Here is a 17,583-nt window from a genome sequence, read left to right as displayed (position 1 = left end):
GATTGATATAATAAATGTATTATAGGATAGCCAAAATGAGGGATATTATGAGAATACAGCCAAAAGTTCCATTCCTGTTCATCCTGTTTCTTACACTCCTAATGAGTCCGACCATATCATTTGCTAAAGGGAATGCTGATTTACATGTGGATTTTAATGTAACACCGTCGCAAAGTGTGATCGTAAAGCCTGCAGAAGGGAATGCAAAAGCATCATTAGACTTCAATATTATTCCGGCAGGAGAAGTGAAGGAGGCAAAGCGTCCCCCTATTGATGTCGTCTTTATCTTTGATAAATCAGGCTCGATGAATAGCACGAGGGATAAAATGCAAAATGCAAAAGACGGCCTGACCAGTGCTGTCCAATTCTTTGAAAAAAACAAGCAGGAAAATGACCGCTTTTCTCTCATTACCTTTTCTTCCGAGATTGAAACGATCCTTCCGTTAAGCGATGACCTCGATTCTATTAAAACATCTATGTTACATACCACGGCATATGGAGGGACAAATTATACCGATCCTTTGCGTGCTGCCAAGCATATGCTGAGAGATTCCAACAACGAAAAGTATATTGTCTTCCTGACCGATGGACAGCCTATGATTGCAACCGCCGTTGAAAAAGTAAAAAAAGAAGAATGTACAAGGCCATTTTGGTTTTTTTGCGGTGAAACAGATCTTGTAGAGAATGATCAACAAGTGATATATGACTTCCAAAACAGATACTCTTATAATAGATGGCTCCATAAAATATATTCCCCGGATACTAGCAAATTGAAGTCATTATGGATTCCTTCTGACTTTTCTATGGATGGCACTTCTTTAAAGTCAGGTTGGTACAATCCAGGGGAGTTGGAAACAAATAGTCAGCAAATGCAGGCGCTTATCAAACAAAAAGGCCTGGAGGTTTCCAAAGAATTATACAACTCGAACATCACGATGCATACACTTGGATACGGGGAAGGTGATCTTGACGACCGATACCTTCAAATGCTGGCAGATCAGACTTCCGGCAGCTTCATCAAAGCAAGTGAGGGAAGTGTCTCGGGTGCATTTGAAAAGCTGGCGAATAAAATAAACTCCGTTAAATTGGAAGGAGAAGCAGCCGTACCTTTACCGGCAAACGCAACCGTCGACCGTAACCAATACAAAGTGGTCAATAATACGGTGTATTTACCGTTTTCCACCGTGTATGAAGTGGGCCAGGGAGCTCCGTCGCCCATAACCCTATCATTACCTGTGGAATTTACGACAAAGGGTACCTACACCTTTAACCCTTTGAAAATTCAATATAAAACAGCGGAAGAAACGGCATGGAGGAATACCAATAATAAATCGGTCACGATCCAGGTGAAGGATGATGCACCTGCATCTGTTACAGGAAAGCTTGAACTGAATAAAATCAATCAAGAATTATTCAATTTAATTATTGAGCAAGGAAAAGATACCAACTCATTTACGGGTAAGTATCAGCTGGAGTTCGGAGGCCTGGTAAATCCAACTGCCAAGGGGAACGTAAGAGATATCACCATCTACCAGCCGTTACCTGAAGGGGTGGAAGTCGAAGCCGGCAATAACCTTTCAATAGAAAATGTGAATGGTCAACGAACGGCTGTCATGAAATTGACTCAAAGGATAAATTTTGAGAACGGAAAGTTTTCTCAAACCTCGCTTTCCACCAATATGAAGATAAAGGCCGTATGGGCCATCAATAATGTAAAGATGCCTCAGCCAAAGGTATCTTACGTTGATTCGAGATATGGTACAGCAGTGGTCAGTAATTTGACCCCAGATCAAAGTGAATTAAGTGCGAAAGTAAGAACCCGTAAGTATGATAATCAAAAAGAATATGCTTATGACGGTTTTGCTAACGGAACAATAAAAAAAGTATTGATCACAGGACAGGGGGAAACGACTTTCGCTGTTCTGGAGCCGGGCATTAATAACGGCTTTTCGAATAAAGCGGTAAAGGAATTAGTGGCTGATTCAACTCAATTAACGATCACCTACAAAGATGGATCAACCGCGGTACTATCATTTATTCCTGCACTGACTGTCAAGGATGCCGTTACCAATAAAGTATTGGAAGATGGGGATTCCATATCCAATCAGGCTGAATTCTATCTATCTACCGGGGTTCCCGGCAATGATGTGAAGTATCAATATCGAATGTTGAATGAGGATGAAGTGATAGAAGGATGGAATAACATCGACCTTCAGGAAATGAAAACCCTCGACACATTCGGAAAGAATGAAGTCCAGGTGAAAGCGAGCGGCGGATTTGCCCTCGATGATCATATTATTGGGAAAACCATCTGGATCGAAGGAGACGAATTAATACGAGTTCCTTCCCTCATCGAATTATACGTGGGTGAAACGAAGTCTTTCGATATCGATGTCTTCCCTTTTGGGAAACCAAATAATAATTATAATGTCCTGGTGACTCAAGGGAACGACGGGGTAATCAACTCTGAGTATACTCAAGTCCGTTCTACCAAGGAGAATAGAATGACAGGTTTATCCCCTGGTGAGGATAACGTTATTGTAGAAACGAAAAATGGGAAGTTTAAAAAGACTATCCGCGTCATTGTGAAGTCTAAGTTCATAGATCTTGAAAGCATGGATTTCACTAAATCGAAATATACTCTGCTTCTGGAGGGAAACGATTTCGACGTTCATTCAAACTTGATCTTTAATCCTCATAATGCCACCAATAAAAATATTAAGACTGTCACTGATACAGGGAATGGCATAGTCGAGATAACAAGGGAAAATGACATATGGAAAATAACCCCGAAGAGTAAAGGTGTGACGACCATCACTGTAACTTCCGATGAAGACCCCGATATTAAAGCCACAGCCATTTTTGAGGTGGTTTCAGAAGAAGGTGGAAATCCGGGTACGGAAAATGGAAGTATCGATGGCAGATGGTGAAAATGAAAAGCGAAGCTATGAGCAATCATAGCTTCGCTTTTTTACTCCACAATTATTTCATCACCAATAAGGGAGAGGGAGTCCACCTTGGGAAGATCATCCAATTTGGAGAGCAGTACATCTTTATTATAATGAACGATGAATCGCGATAATTTCTTTTCCTGGTTAGAAAAGAGATCACTTTGTATCGTATCCATGCTGTCAACATCCCCACGTACGGCGTTTACAGTCAGGTTTCCCTTCGAAAAGACGCCACCGTTCACATAAAAGAGGGAACCGACGCCATATAATGTTGCGTCACTATCGGTGTATAAGAAAGCCTGAAGAGGCTTAATATTTTCTGATGCATCAGGCAAAAGGTCAGCCTCTCTCTTTTCTTCTTCATCCGTGTAGTATTGGAATTCATTCATCCTTGTGACTAATAGTTCTCCTTTTGAAAGTAAAATCAATTGCCCCCGTTGATTGGAATTTCCAGGATTATTTTTACCGGTAATATTTAAATTCGAAATACTTGTCTTTCCTTTTGCGTAAATGACAGAATCAAATTCAATTTCATCGTTTTCGTCGTCGGGATCATTGGCGTCACCCTGTATCGTTAGGTTACGTCCCGAGTAGATGTTCCCTTCAATGGAAGATGTAGAGTTTTGGGACTGAAACAAAACATCATCAAAACTGACTATATTCTTTTTCAGAATAACCGGGGCATTTGCTTCAATCGATACCTTTCCGGCAGCGACAATATTTCCGATTGACATCTCCCTTGTTGCGTTCGATATGGTTACATTTCCGGTAGAGATGATATTCCCAATATCCATTTTGGAATTTGCAAGAATGGTTACATCACCTTGGACAATCAGATCTACGCCGTGATGTCGCAACCCTTTTACCGTGATACTTTGATCCGCTTTTACAGTCCCCTGTACATTTTCACTCAATACACCATTTACCAAAGGGAAGAAGAGGGGACTGTCGGGTAGATAGTTGGCCGTTATCGTATTCCTTATATTAGCCTTGGTCAACGCCTGATCAAGTGAAAGCCCAAGAGAGTCCAATACTTTCCCAACCTCCTCCCCGTACGTTCGATCGAAGGAGATGTCAGTGAATTGGCTGTCCTGCTTTATGTCCGGGGGTGGCAGGTGCGGGTAAAACTGACGGGTGTCCACCAGGGATTTCATATGGTCATAATTCACTTTGTCATAGCTGGTATACAAATCTCCAACAATGGAAGGGAATGGTGCACTCACTTTCTTATCATCTAAATTGGACAATTGATAGTTTGCATCTTCACTGATGCCAAGTGAGTGAGCATATACGTTTCCGACAAGATGGGGTGAACCGTTCAACTGAAGCTGTTCACGGGACCCTAACGTATACTTCAGGAAGCTTGGAATGGGGGAAAGGATGATTCTCTTACGAACAATTTTTTCAACCTTTCCTTCCTCGGAATCAGGATTTTTCGTATTTACGATAATCTCGTATACCCTTGTAAGGTTCGTGTCGAGAAAATCCAAGCCGAATGTTTGATATTGAAGGGTATTGGCTTTCCCGCAATGGGCTCCCAGTAAATTCGAAGCTTGATTGCCGCTGACATCCACAATCGTAATGCATTTAATCGTATCAGAAGATTGGTAGGATGGGATGATCTCTGTTTGAATGAAGTCCCTCACTTCTGAATTCATATTTACAGGAGATAATTGGTTGATTTCCAACTGCTTAGTGGGCTGCAATTGGAATGCAAGCTTGGCAGAGATTTCTTCAACCGCTTTTAAGCCCTCGTATGTAATATCAATATCTGTTTCCCTGACTTCTGTCCGTTTGGCTCCTCCTATCGTTGAACTCATGATGGCCATGCCGATCGTCACCATGACAAGGGAGGTGATTAAAACGGTCAGCAACGCATTTCCTCGTTGATTTGTTAACAAATGATTCCCTCCCTTCTAGAAGCCGAAGCGACTCTCTAATTGAAGTGTTTTATTGAATTGTGGATGAGTCACTTTATATGTCATTTGAATCATCGCATCCGTACATGGATCAGACGTACAGCTCGTCGAAACCGTGGATCCTGAAAAGTCGGATGTAGTAGCCAGTATCTCACCGTCGAAGCTCCATTGTTCTTTCCCGTCAATGGTGATCAGCTCCAATGTCTGTTCATCATGTGAAACGTCTTCATCTCTCACCTCATAGAAGGATTTTCCGGAGTAGGAAGATACACTTTTTTCAGTGTTATTCACGAATTTAATGCAACCTGCTTGCTCAGGGGTACATTCTTCGACGCTGTCAAAGGGGTAGGAATATAAATGTTTCATCACCATGGAAGAGACATAATCAGCATCTTCACGGAGCTGGGCATCTATCGACACTTTTTCATAGACTTTATATCCAGTGATCAAGGCACCATATGTAACGGGCAAAAGAATAGCCGATATAGCTAGGGTGATCAACAATTCAATCAACGTGATCCCTTTATTATCGAATATCCTCACTTTTAACTTTTCCATCAACACTCGTGCTGTAAGCCTTATCATTCATATTCCACCTCACTTTGACTGTAATCGGAATATAGTAATCCATTTCTTCTGGAGAGGATACTTCATCGGAAAAGATGGTCGCTTCATATTCTAATCCATTAATCGTAATCTGTTGTTTGCCGGGACAGGTGTTATGTATTTCAGATTCAGAGAACAGTGTATATTTCTCTTCGCAAATGAGTAGAGTGAGGTATTCAGTATCAGGGGACTTATCACCTGTATTCACATCATGAAAAAAGTCCCTGACTTCGAGAAAGTTCTGCTTTTCCATGAAGATGAGGACATTCCTGGCTACATTGACTCCTACCGTCTTCTTTTGATTGGCATTTGTATATGTACTGGATTGAAGGAAGAAATTCATGAATGACAGCAGGACGATTCCCAGTATGGTAATGGAAACAAGCAATTCAATCAACGTGAAGCCTCTATTATTTTTTACTATTTTTGTGCGTTTCACCCCAACACCTGCTTTCAATCTACCTAACTTTATTATACAATATTTAATAGTCGAAACTTGTTAAAAAAAGTCTAATTTATAAGAAATATATCATAGGGAGGAACTGAATGTAAGATGATTTACCTATTTTCGTTACTGGCACTTATTCTGCTGTTGCCTATTTTATATTTCATTCCAATCGGGATCTCCCATAAGGGGAAACTATTGATCGCAGGCGTATCATTTGGGTTGACGCTTCTGGGGTTAGTCGCATCTGCCCAATACCCGATGTGGTTAATTGGTCTGATGTTACTTGCTTTGCTGGCCATCCTCTCATACGTTATGGAACAGCGTTTTAGCGGGCTCTTGGTAGTAGCTGCAGGTCATGACCAGGATGTGAAAGAAGAACAATGGCACGAAAATCCTGCAAATGTTGAATTTGAATTCAAGTCTGACTTACATAGTGACAAAGAAGTATCAGATGAAGTTTCTGAAGTGAAAGATGTGGAAGAAATCGCTTCGGTTGAAGAGTTTGTTAATGAAAGAGAGTCTGAGGATCATAATCAAGAGAATATGGTGCATGGAAAAGAAACGCTGGATACCTTTGAAGACATCGAGCCTTTACAGGAACATGAAGAGGTAATGCCCGTACATGTTGTTCAAGAAACAGCCTCAACACAGGTTCAGGAAGACGAGAGTGAATGGTTTATAGAAAATGCAAACGAATTGAATGAAGAACCTGATGTGACCGAAGAGGACTTCGAGTTGTTTGAGGGTGATTTGAGTGAGATTGAAAGCATGATCAATGACCCGGAAGAAATCGCAGTAGAGGAAACGGAAGAAACAGAGGTATACATGGGGGAGTTAGCTGAAATAATCGATGAAAGTGATGAACCGGTTGTTGAAGAGATAGAAGAGATAGATGAGCCTGTTAGTGAAGGGGAAGAGGCAGTTCTTGAAGATCCCATTGATGGGGAAGACGGGTTGATGGATCATCATCGTACCGAAGATGACGACTTTATAGACGAACTTCCAAAGCGCAATAGAATCATGAGAGAAGTTATGAAGACCATGATTGAACAGATCACACTTTCCCGGAGTCTGTTAACAACCGATGACCAGATGGAAAATATGATCAAGCATTATTTACATCCAAGTCTACACGATCAGGATTACTATACATTTGCAAGAATATTAATGGATCATTACATATCAACGAAGCAATATGAAGATTTGGATATGTTCATTAAAGGGATCGAAGAGAGATTCAGGGAGTACCCTTATATCATAATGGATCTGGAACATACAAAGGAATACGCGTGGGAAATGACACGAAACTAAATTGATGGAATAGGTGAGATGACATGAAGAAAAGTGCAGAAATGAAAGCTTTACCGATTATCAGTATTAACGATGGAAGTGAAATAGGGAGAGTTAAATCCCTTGTTATAAATCCTGAGAAAGGCTCAGTCGATTTTTTGACCATTGAACATGAAGATTGGCAGGTGAGTGTGAAAGCGATCCCTTTTAAAAAGGTAGTCGGAATCGGGGAATATGCTGTGACCGTCGAAAACGAGAATGCGGTAATAGATTTAAATGAAATCCCTATCGCAAATCAGTTGGTGAATAAGAAGATTAAGATCAATGATACCCGTGTCATGACCCGTAAAGGACAGATGATCGGTAATATCCAGGAATTCTATGTGGATGATGAAACAGGGGCCATCGTTTCATTGGAGTTACAATCGAAGGACAATACTTATTTCCTTGCAACAGAACATGTACTCACTTTCGGGAAAGATATCCTCATCGTGAATGAAGATGCTGTTGAATATTTTAAAGATTCATTCGATCAACTGAGCGATCCTGAACCTGTGTTTGAAGAAAAGGTCGAAGCCTTACCTCAACAGCATGGTCTGGAAACAATCAAATCGAAGCAGACAGAATTATTGGCGGGTAAAAGCGTGACGGAAGATATTTATAATTTAGAAGGGGATTTGTTGATTGCCAAAGGTTCTTCTTTATCAGAATCTGACATCAAAGCCGCTCAAGAAGCGGGTCCTTCAGTATTTGTTGATTTAACAATGAATATTAGGTAGGAATTTTAGCAGGAAGGAGCGCCTGATGTGAAAAAAGGTCTGCTTGTAAAGTTGATGGCCGTTTTATTCTTTTCTACATTTTTTCTCTATGGTTTTTCTCATTTAGGCGTGTATGCTTATGAATCGTTCTTTGTTCAGTCACTCAGTCTATCGAAACATGCAGCTGTTGCATCTGTTAATTTAGGTGGAGCAAACAAAGAAGAAGCAGTAAAGATCCTGGAAGGGAAAATAGTAGAGTGGAAAGGGAATCAAAACCTCATGCTTGAATTCAATGGGGAGAGTGCAAGGATGGATTCAGCACTCTTTCAATTCCACTTGGAAGAAAGTATAGAAAAACTCGATGAAAATGAAAATACGAGTTTAGTGGTTTCCTTGGATGATCAAGCCTTGGAATCATTCCTATCAGATCATTTCCCTGATTACAGTAGCGATGACATAAACTTGGCTTCTTTAAAGGAATATGTCCTTTCTTTAGCGGGAAATCTTAACAAAGGTGAGACCATTGACGTATACGAATATATCGATAAAAATGCATCGACACAGATTTTATTTGAAGCTGTATCCAATGAATTGAACATTACACCGACGATCAAGAGCTTCATAGAAAACTTTCCCTCCATTCTCATTGCACCCAATTCTCAGTTTTCTTTTTCCGATTTCCTGGAAACGGAAGGATTCGTGGTTGAATCACAGGCGGACTTAAGTCCGGTTGCATCATTACTCTATCAGATCACTTTGCATTCCAACTTTTCCATCATTGAACGAAATATAAGTAAAGAGCTTCCGGATTATGCGACCCTGGGCTTTGAAGCGAAATTCAATCCAATGAATAATCAGGACTTTGTCATCACGAATCCGAACGCAACGGAGTATGAGCTGAAGCTTTCCATTCAAGAGAATCGAATCAAGGCACAGCTCGAGGGGATTCCCTTTTCAAGCACTTATAATGTCCGATTGTCTGAAAAGGAAACATTCCCTCCCCGTGTGATTAAACAATTCAGCCCTTTTGTTGAAAAAGGAAGCGTCGATATTCAGCAAGAAGGGAAAGACGGGGTTTTGATCCGCGTCTACAAACAAAAACTGAGCACTTCAGGAGAAATCCTTTCAGAAGAACTGATCAATGAAGATTTTTATGCACCGCAAAATAAAGTTGCGGTATATCCGTTGCAGGAAGCACAGAAATCACCGAGTGAAACATATGACAATGTAACGAATGGGGCGGATGAGGTAGACGGGGAAGGAACAACTCAGGAAGGTTCGAATGATGCTGAAGTGGCAGACCCATCTTCCCAGAGTGAAGAGGATGTGTCGAACACTCCTGCTAAGCAGGAAGGTGAGGACTCTTCCAAACAAGATTCTTCAAAAACATCGTCTGATGAAAAAACAAAACAAAAGAAAAAGGATTTTAAATAAGGTTTAAAAGCGGGTGATAAGGTGACCACCATTAGAAAAAGGCTCGGAGACCTGCTGGTAGATGCAGGGATCATATCCGAATCCCAATTGCAAGATACCCTGAAAGATAAGGCCAAGGGTCAGAAGTTAGGGGATGCACTGCTTCAAAGAGGATATATTACGGAGCAGCAGCTGATAGAAGTACTGGAATTTCAATTGGGGATCCCCCATGTCAGCTTATACCGGTATCCCTTTGAAACGAACTTATTCCACCTCATCCCTAAAGAAGCTGCGAAAAGGAACTTGATGATCCCCCTAAAAAAAGAAGGGGATAAGTTATATGTGGCGATGAGTGATCCTTTGGATTTTTATGCCATAGAAGATCTCCGTCTGGCTACGGGCTTCCAGATTGAAACAGCGATTGCGACGAAGGATGATATCCTGAAGGTCATCAATAAATTCTATGATTTGGAAGACGGATTTGAAGATCTCTTTCAAGAAAATCGGAATCAAAATACCTTGGAAGAAGAAACGGTGGTGGATTCCGATTCACCCATCGTTCGCTTAGTGAACGGGATCCTTTCGAATGCCGTCACCCAAAAAGCCAGTGACATACATATCGACCCGCAGGAAACGAAAGTGGCCATCCGTTACAGGGTGGATGGGATCTTAAGAACGGAAAGAAATCTTCCGAAGCATATGCAAAGCATGTTGATTGCCAGGATTAAAATTATGGCGAATCTCGATATTACCGAGTTCAGGGTGCCACAGGACGGTCGGATCAAGGTGAACATCGACTTTCATCCTATCGATCTGCGAGTATCGACGTTACCGACGGTGTATGGTGAAAAAATTGTCCTCAGGATCCTGGATTTAGGTTCCAGCCTGAATGATCTGGCAAAACTGGGGTTCAACAAAGTGAATCAGCAGAGGTTCATGAAAATGATCCAACAGCCGACAGGGATTGTCCTCATAACAGGACCAACCGGTTCAGGAAAGTCTTCCACTTTGTATGCAGCTTTGAATCACCTCAATAGTGAAGAAGTGAATATCATTACAATCGAAGATCCCGTTGAGTATCAGCTGGAAGGGATCAACCAGATCGGTGTGAATCAGAATGTAGGATTGACATTCGCAAAGGGACTTCGGGCCATTTTGCGTCAAGACCCCAACATCATCATGGTCGGGGAAATCCGGGATCGGGAAACGGTTGAAGTGTCCATACGTGCTTCCCTGACCGGACACCTCGTCCTGAGCACCATCCATACCAACGACTCGATCAGTACAGTGACGAGACTTTTGGATATGGGGGTCGAGCCGTTTTTAGTGGCTTCTTCACTGAGCGGGGTCGTGGCTCAACGGCTGATCAGGAAGGTGTGCCGTGACTGTAAGCAGGAAATGCCGGCGACCAAACGGGAAGTGGAGATATTCGCCAAAAGAGGAATGAAGATCGAGACCATCACAAGGGGGCGGGGATGCTCATCTTGTAACATGACCGGATACAAAGGGCGTATTGCCATTCATGAGGTCCTCGTCATGAATGATGAAATGAAGAAGGTCATCCTGAACAATGAACCTTTTTCGAAGCTAAGGGAGCATGCTGTCCGAAATAAAACCATTTTCCTGGTGGATGACGGTTTGCTGAAAGTAAAACAGGGATTGACCACGACCGAGGAAGTATTACGAGTAGCCATATCAGAGTAGGTGAATGAATTGAAAGAAAAAGTTGATTATCTTCTTAAATCCGCTTTCGAGCTGGGGGCGTCGGATATCCATTTGACCGTGGGTTCACCGCCTATATTCCGCATACACGGGGATTTAAAAAGATACGGGAAAGAGAACCTGTTGCCCGATCATACAGAGTTAATGGCAAAAGCCATCATTTCAGAAACGATGTATCCTGCTTTTGAAGAAGTGGGTGAGCTGGATTTTTCCTATGGGATTCCCGGCGTGTCAAGATTCAGGGTGAATGCATTTAAGCAGCGATCATGTGTATCCTTGGCTATACGTGTGATTCCAACTTCCATTCCGACAATGGAAGATCTGTTTCTTCCACATGCATTGAAGGCCATTGCCGAAAAACCTCAGGGACTGTTCCTTGTAACAGGGCCAACGGGAAGCGGGAAGTCTACCACACTCGCTTCCATCGTCGATTACATGAACCGGAAGATGAGGAAGCATATCATCACCCTGGAAGACCCAATCGAGTACCTGCATAAACACGGTGCATCGATCATCGATCAGCGGGAAGTGGGATTTGATACAAGATCATTCTCAAAAGGATTGAGAAGTGCCCTGAGGCAGGATCCGGATATCATTCTTGTAGGAGAGATGCGTGACCTGGAGACCATCCATACGGCCATCACGGCAGCTGAGACCGGTCACCTTGTACTTGCGACCCTTCACACATCCAGTGCGCCTGCCACCATCGAGCGTATCGTAGACGTCTTCCCTCCTGAGCAACAGTCGCAAATCCGTGTTCAGTTGGCCTCGGTCCTTGTCGGGATCCTTTCCCAAAGGCTATTTGCCACCGTGGATAAAAAAGGGAGAAGGGCCGCGACGGAGCTCCTGATGAATAATGCGGCGATCGCCAATCTGATCCGTTCTGAAAAGGTCCACCAGATTCAAAATGTCATGCAGACGTCTAAAAGTTCAGGCATGCACATCATGAGCGACAGTGTGATGAGACTATATGAGAGTGGCATTATATCTAAGGAAATGGCGTTTCCTTACAGCAGAGAGGAGATTCCTCAGTAGATGGGACGGTATAAGTACACAGGCAGGGACCAAAAAGGGAAAAAATCAGGGATTGTCACGGCTTCATCGAAAAAAGATGCACTCATTCAGTTGAAAAAGCAGGAAGTAAGGGTCATAGACATCCTGGAGATGCCGGAAACGCTTATGACGAAAGACATCACGATCGGCAACCCTGTGAAATTGCAGCATCTTGTCATATTTCTGAGACAGTTTGCCACCCTGCTGCAAGCCGGGGTCACGGTCGTGGATGCCACTCATATTTTGTCCGAGCAGACAGAGAGCAAGGCACTCGGTAAAGCCTTAAAGGAGATCGAGGATGAACTCAGGGACGGGAATCCTTTATCGGAAGCCTTTTCCCGGCATAAGAAAATTTTCGAACCGCTCTTGATCAATATGCTGAAGGCCGGTGAAGCATCAGGGAGCCTGGATGAGACGTTGGAAGGACTTGCCACCCATTATGAAAAGCAGCATATCACGAAACAGAAGATCATATCGGCTCTTGCATATCCGATGGTTGTCGGCGTCATCGCAATCGGTGTCGTGATTTTCCTCCTCGCTGCCGTCGTACCTACATTTGTGAATATGCTGAACGATTTCGGTGGCGAACTGCCTGCCATCACCCGGTTTGTCATTGCATCAAGCGACTTCATGCAAAAGTTCTGGTACATCATCATTTTGTTCTTTGTATTCATTGCGATCACCTTGGCCATGTTAAGAAAAGACAAGCGCTCCAAATATTATTTAGACTATGCCGTCCTAAGGATTCCGATCTTCGGAAAGATGCTGCAGAAAGCGGTCCTTGCGAGAATGACGAGAACGTTAAGCTCCTTGTTTTCCAGCTCCGTCCCGATCTTACAGGCGTTGGCCATCGTGGAAAAAGTGGTGGAGAACGAAGTGGTGGCACGGGTGATCGGCGAATCCCGGAGATCGTTGGAGAAAGGGACTTCCCTTACGGACCCGATGAAGAGGCATTGGGCTTTCCCTCCACTGGTGACGCAGATGATTGCCATCGGGGAAGAAACAGGTTCACTGGACTCGATGCTTTCAAAGGTTGCGGACTTCTATGAAAAAGAAGTGGAAAGCGCCACGGACCGCCTGAAGTCATTGATCGAGCCACTCATGATCGTCATGCTGGCAGGTTTAGTTGGGACCATAGTGACATCGATCCTGGTACCGATGTTCGAAATCTTCAACAGTGTTCAGAACTATTAAAAAATACCTATAATTTTACAAAAAAAGTTGATTTTTTTGTCGATTGGTTGTTGTATACTAGTACTAGATTACTAGTTTTTAGTAATAGATAAATAAACAGGAGGAATTACCATGTTAAAGAAAATCGGTCAAAGATTGAAAAATGAGCGTGGATTGACACTTATCGAATTACTTGCGGTTGTTGTTATTTTAGGGATCATCGCCGCGATTGCGATTCCTAGTATTGGTGGGTTGATTAATAACTCGAAGAAGGATGCTCATATTGCGAATGCCCAGCAGATGGTGAGTGGGGCTAGGTTGGCGGTTACTGCAACAGAGATAGATTCATCAGGAAAAGATTTCACATTAAAAACCCTAATCGACAATGGGTATATCGAAGAGATTGATAACCCTTCAGATGGAGATTATAATATTGAAAAAAGTAAAGTATCTGTGAGTAAAAATGACAAAAGTGGTTATGATTATGAAGTTACATTAGCCGGTGGTAAAGGAAAAGGTAGTATAAATTATTTCAAACCAGCTGATCCTGCTACATTAAAGAGGGACGATGTACAACTTGATGGCGTAAAGGCTACTCCTTAAGATGGTGGTTAAATTTGGAAAATGGATTTATTAATTTAATTTTATTCTCCTATGGTCTCCTCCTAGGCTCATTCTACAACGTAGTCGGCCTGCGGATACCGCTCAAAAAATCAATCGTCAAACCGAGATCAGCTTGTCCTTACTGCCGGCACGTGTTGACGGCCAGGGAACTGATCCCGGTAGTTTCATATATTATACAAGGAGGAAAATGCGCTCAGTGTAAAGGGCGCATTTCTCCTCTTTATCCGCTAATGGAATTATCCACAGGACTACTATTCTTACTTTCTTATACGTTAATAGGCTTACAGCCGGAGCTGATTGTCGCTCTGACCCTTGTTTCCCTGTTCATGATTATCACAGTCAGTGACCTGAAATATATGGTCATCCCTGATAAAGTGCTGCTGTTTTTTTCGGGACTGTTTATCATCGAACGTATATTCATCCCGTTGAATCCCTGGTGGGACAGCATAGCGGGTGCATTGACAGGCTTTTGCCTGCTTCTCCTGATTGCCATCATCAGCAAAGGGGGAATGGGAGGCGGCGATATTAAATTATTCGCTGTCATCGGCTTTGTCGTGGGAGTCAAGGTGATGCTGTTTTCCTTTTTCCTCGCCACGCTTTTGGGGGCTTTGGCAGGCATTGCCGGCCTGATTCTAGGTGTTTTCAAAAAAGGACAGCCCATCGCGTTCGGTCCGTATATCGTATTGGGCACACTCGTCGCATACTTCTTTCATCAGCCAATCCTGTATTGGTATTTTTCTTTATATAGCTAAAAGGGGTTATTCAAGATGTTATCACGTCTCTTCAATAAGAATAAAAATAAAATCAATATTGTCATCAGTGATCAATGGATTCGTTTTGTTGAATTGAAATCAGTTTCTCCTTTACATATCCATGATTATGGAGAGATGCGTATAGCAAACGGGATCATTTCCGATGGCAAAATCATTGAAAAAGAGGCGTTTCAAGCCCTTTTGGATGAGTGTGTCCTGGATTGGGGCCTGAAAAAGAGGGAAGTTCAATTCATCGTCCCGAACACACAGATGATCATCAGGAAGATGGCGATTTCCTCTGATATTGAGGACGATGAAGTAAAGAGTCACTTATTCCTTGAAATCGGGACAAGTATCCATCTACCTTTTGAAAATCCGGTTTTTGACGTAGTGGTGGTTGGGAGTAAAGGGGACAAGAAAGAAATCATCCTGGTTGCCGCACCGGAAGACATTGTCATGGAATATCAGCAGATGCTGACAGCTGCCCACTTAAAGCCCGTTGTAGCGGATATCAGTCCACTTGCCTACTACCGTTACATCCATTCTTTGGACCTTACCCATAGTGAAAACCATGAAATGCTTCTTTACTTTAATCCTTCCAATGTGACCGTATCCATCTTCCATGATCACCAGCCCGTCTTTTTCAGACCTATCAGTTTAGGGGAGGAACGGGAAGTGATGGATGAGGGAAGTGTTCATGATGAATTTCATTCCCTCCCATTTGATGATGTGATGAAAGAGATAGACAAAGTGCTCAGCTTTTATCGCTACACGCTGACAAACGATGAAGCTGTGATCAATAAGGTATATGTAGCCGGTGATCACCCCATGGTCGGGGACATCCATACCCTTTTGGCAGACAGGTTTGAGATTGACACTATCAAGGTGCCTTCTCTAGCACGGGACGCCTACACCAACGAAGAACTACCGAAAGAGTTCCTGCTCTCCGTTGGTTTAGGATTAAAAGGGGTGATATAGTGCTCGTCGATATCAATCTATTACCTCATAACGAAAAGAGAAGCCGGCAGTGGCTATATGTGGTCACTGGGGTTATATCACTTGGCATTCTTGCTCTGATTCTTCTATTCATCCTTGCCGGGAACCTCGGTAAAGACGTGGACGCCCTGACTGCTCAACTTCAAAGTGAAAAGCAACTTAGGGCTGAAAAAGAACAGAGCATCTCTGACTTTGAATCTTCTGATGCATGGGTACAACTGGAGAGTGCAGTAAGCTGGGTGGAAGACTATCCGATCGATACTGTACCGGTCCTGGGTCATCTCGTGGAATTGCTTCCGGAACGTGGATTCTTAAAGGATTTCACTTATGCTGAAGATGGGAGTATCCAACTTTCGATTCAATTCGATACAAGCAGTGAAGCAGCCTATTATTTAACTCATCTGAAAGATTCCAAGTACATTCAGGATGCAAAACTATCATCCCTTGCCACTGAATCCGTCATGGAGAATGAACAGGCGGCTGTTAATACCGAACCCGTCCTGCCAAGGTACATCGGCCAATATGAAGTCATATTAAATAGAGACAGCATCAAAAAAATCGAAGCAGAAGCCGATGAGCAAGGGGGCGATTCGGAATGAATCTACAATTCGATAAAAAAGAATGGTTTCTGATTGGAACCTCCATCATATTAGTATTATTTCTTATCTTTGGAGCTGTTTGGTTTTTCTACATACCGGTGAAGAATCAAAAAGAAAGCCTGCAAAGTGAAATTCAAACGGAAACGAAGCTAATCAATGCTTTGGATTCGAAAATTTCTTCCATCCAACAGGATTCATTTGAAAACTCGAGTTCCCTTCAACAAAAAGTTCCGGTGAAACCCATGACGCAGCAGCTGCTTATAGACCTTCAAAAGGCGGAAATCGTCTCGGATAGTCTTATTACGAGCATAGAATTTACTGAAGGAGCGATGGCGCTGCCTGTAACCGGGGAAACAACCGGGACTGCCATCGAAGAGACAGCCGAGTCGACGAATGATGGGACACCTTCAACCAATCCGGATGGATCGGTCGTGTCCCTCCCGCAGGGCCTGCAAAAATTGACTGCCACCATGTCTGTTGAAGCCAAGAGCTATTTCGAAATAGAAGAATTCATCAAGAAACTGGAAGATCTGCACCGCATCGTAGAGGTTGAACAGATTTCTTTCAGCGGGCCACCGGAGATACAGCAATATCAGGATGATGTAGAGAATATTCAATTGAATATTGTGGTATCCGCCTTTTATTTGCCTGGTTTAGTGGAACTTGAGAAGGAACTGCCTAAACTGGATGCTCCTCTTCCTTCAAACAAAAAGAATCCTTTTCAGCAGTTCCCTGAACAAAAGTCAGAAGAACAAGATAACAATGTAAGGTCTGATGAATGATGACTGAAAATGAGAGAGGCTACACCCTTGTCGAATTACTGGCCGTGATTGTCATCTTCGGAATCATCGCCGTGATCGCCGTGTTGGCGATCAATACGATCATCGATAAATCCAAACAGCAGGCATTTTTGGCAAATGCCCTTACAATGAAGAGCTCTGCCGAGTACTATGCGAAAGACGCCATGCTTCAGGAGCGGCAAATCGATAAAGTCACCTATAAAGAACTGGTAGAAGCCAACCTGATCGAACCGATCCTTGACCCCCATTCCAAAACCGTCATGACACCGGATGATGACTCCTATGTGCTGGCTGATGGTGAGAATGTATTATCCATTTGTTTAATGGGGGAGGAGTACAATCTTTGTACAAATGATGAGGGTGATAGAGAGGAAATCCCCTATTCATCTCTATCAATCGAATCCCTGAAGAAGAACTGAAAAATTTGACGAAAACCTCTTAGGACAAGACGACAAAAGTCTTGTTCTTTTTTTTATGGG

The 17,583-nt window shown here is 42.8% G+C and carries 16 protein-coding genes; 13 read left to right on the top strand and 3 right to left on the bottom strand.

The genetic code is table 11. The features are described from left to right. Positions 1 to 47 precede the first annotated feature (47 nt). A complete protein-coding gene (locus P8596_RS16730) occupies positions 48 to 2,930 on the top strand; it encodes a vWA domain-containing protein (RefSeq protein WP_279724393.1) in 2,883 nt (960 codons plus the stop codon). 41 nt (positions 2,931 to 2,971) lie between these two features. Here P8596_RS16730 and P8596_RS16725 read toward each other — a convergent pair whose 3' ends face one another. From P8596_RS16725 to P8596_RS16715, 3 genes are read right to left on the bottom strand one after another with little or no spacing between them, the layout of a single operon-like run. Then, positions 2,972 to 4,852 carry a hypothetical protein gene (locus P8596_RS16725; RefSeq protein WP_279724392.1) on the bottom strand — a complete coding sequence of 627 codons (1,881 nt, stop codon included), beginning with the start codon at positions 4,850 to 4,852 and terminating at the stop codon, positions 2,972 to 2,974. A 15-nt stretch (positions 4,853 to 4,867) separates the two neighbouring features. Continuing rightward, positions 4,868 to 5,455, bottom strand: a complete 588-nt coding sequence (locus P8596_RS16720) for a PilW family protein (RefSeq protein WP_279724391.1) — start codon at positions 5,453 to 5,455, stop codon at positions 4,868 to 4,870. Continuing rightward, positions 5,397 to 5,915 (bottom strand): type IV pilus modification PilV family protein, encoded by a 519-nt coding sequence (locus tag P8596_RS16715; RefSeq protein WP_279724390.1) that lies wholly within the window; start codon positions 5,913 to 5,915, stop codon positions 5,397 to 5,399. Before P8596_RS16715 ends, P8596_RS16720 begins: the two co-directional genes overlap by 59 nt. Positions 5,916 to 6,029: 114 nt before the next feature. On the opposite strand from P8596_RS16715, the gene P8596_RS16710 reads away from it, so the two are divergent. The 12 genes from P8596_RS16710 to P8596_RS16655 all read left to right on the top strand — a co-directional run bounded on the left by P8596_RS16710 (position 6,030) and on the right by P8596_RS16655 (position 17,523). Then, positions 6,030 to 7,235, top strand: coding sequence for a hypothetical protein (locus P8596_RS16710; RefSeq protein ID WP_279724389.1), 1,206 nt, complete (start codon positions 6,030 to 6,032; stop codon positions 7,233 to 7,235). A gap of 23 nt (positions 7,236 to 7,258) precedes the next feature. Next, on the top strand, positions 7,259 to 7,993 hold the full coding sequence (locus P8596_RS16705; protein WP_279724388.1) for a PRC-barrel domain-containing protein: 735 nt from the start codon (positions 7,259 to 7,261) through the stop codon (positions 7,991 to 7,993). Positions 7,994 to 8,020: 27 nt separating this feature from the next. After that, the gene (locus P8596_RS16700) at positions 8,021 to 9,406 is read left to right on the top strand and encodes a G5 domain-containing protein (protein ID WP_279724387.1); all 1,386 of its coding nucleotides are present in this window, start codon (positions 8,021 to 8,023) and stop codon (positions 9,404 to 9,406) included. Positions 9,407 to 9,427: 21 nt separating this feature from the next. Beyond that, the gene (locus tag P8596_RS16695) at positions 9,428 to 11,089 is read left to right on the top strand and encodes a GspE/PulE family protein (protein ID WP_279724386.1); all 1,662 of its coding nucleotides are present in this window, start codon (positions 9,428 to 9,430) and stop codon (positions 11,087 to 11,089) included. 9 nt (positions 11,090 to 11,098) lie between these two features. Beyond that, positions 11,099 to 12,142 carry a type IV pilus twitching motility protein PilT gene (locus tag P8596_RS16690; protein ID WP_279724385.1) on the top strand — a complete coding sequence of 348 codons (1,044 nt, stop codon included), beginning with the start codon at positions 11,099 to 11,101 and terminating at the stop codon, positions 12,140 to 12,142. Further along, complete coding sequence (locus P8596_RS16685; protein ID WP_279724384.1) at positions 12,143 to 13,354, top strand: type II secretion system F family protein; 1,212 nt, start codon at positions 12,143 to 12,145, stop codon at positions 13,352 to 13,354. 111 nt (positions 13,355 to 13,465) lie between these two features. Continuing rightward, positions 13,466 to 13,936, top strand: a complete 471-nt coding sequence (locus P8596_RS16680; protein WP_279724383.1) for a prepilin-type N-terminal cleavage/methylation domain-containing protein — start codon at positions 13,466 to 13,468, stop codon at positions 13,934 to 13,936. Between the two features lie 14 nt (positions 13,937 to 13,950). Then, the gene (locus tag P8596_RS16675) at positions 13,951 to 14,709 is read left to right on the top strand and encodes a prepilin peptidase (protein ID WP_481900300.1); all 759 of its coding nucleotides are present in this window, start codon (positions 13,951 to 13,953) and stop codon (positions 14,707 to 14,709) included. 15 nt (positions 14,710 to 14,724) lie between these two features. Beyond that, entirely contained in the window at positions 14,725 to 15,687 is a 963-nt protein-coding gene (gene pilM, locus P8596_RS16670; RefSeq protein WP_279724382.1) for a type IV pilus biogenesis protein PilM, read from the top strand. Next, positions 15,687 to 16,304, top strand: coding sequence for a pilus assembly protein PilN (locus P8596_RS16665; RefSeq protein ID WP_279724381.1), 618 nt, complete (start codon positions 15,687 to 15,689; stop codon positions 16,302 to 16,304). The genes pilM and P8596_RS16665 overlap by 1 nt, the downstream gene beginning before the upstream one ends. Further along, entirely contained in the window at positions 16,301 to 17,086 is a 786-nt protein-coding gene (locus tag P8596_RS16660) for a hypothetical protein (RefSeq protein WP_279724380.1), read from the top strand. The genes P8596_RS16665 and P8596_RS16660 overlap by 4 nt, the downstream gene beginning before the upstream one ends. After that, on the top strand, positions 17,083 to 17,523 hold the full coding sequence (locus tag P8596_RS16655; RefSeq protein WP_279724379.1) for a type II secretion system protein: 441 nt from the start codon (positions 17,083 to 17,085) through the stop codon (positions 17,521 to 17,523). The genes P8596_RS16660 and P8596_RS16655 overlap by 4 nt, the downstream gene beginning before the upstream one ends. The last annotated feature ends 60 nt before the right edge of the window (positions 17,524 to 17,583 follow it).

This window comes from Rossellomorea sp. DA94 (genome assembly GCF_029834455.1).
GTDB classification, from domain to species: Bacteria; Bacillota; Bacilli; order Bacillales; family Bacillaceae_B; genus Rossellomorea; species Rossellomorea vietnamensis.
Note: the sequence above shows the minus strand (reverse complement) of the source record. Positions and strands in the feature narration are given on the sequence as shown.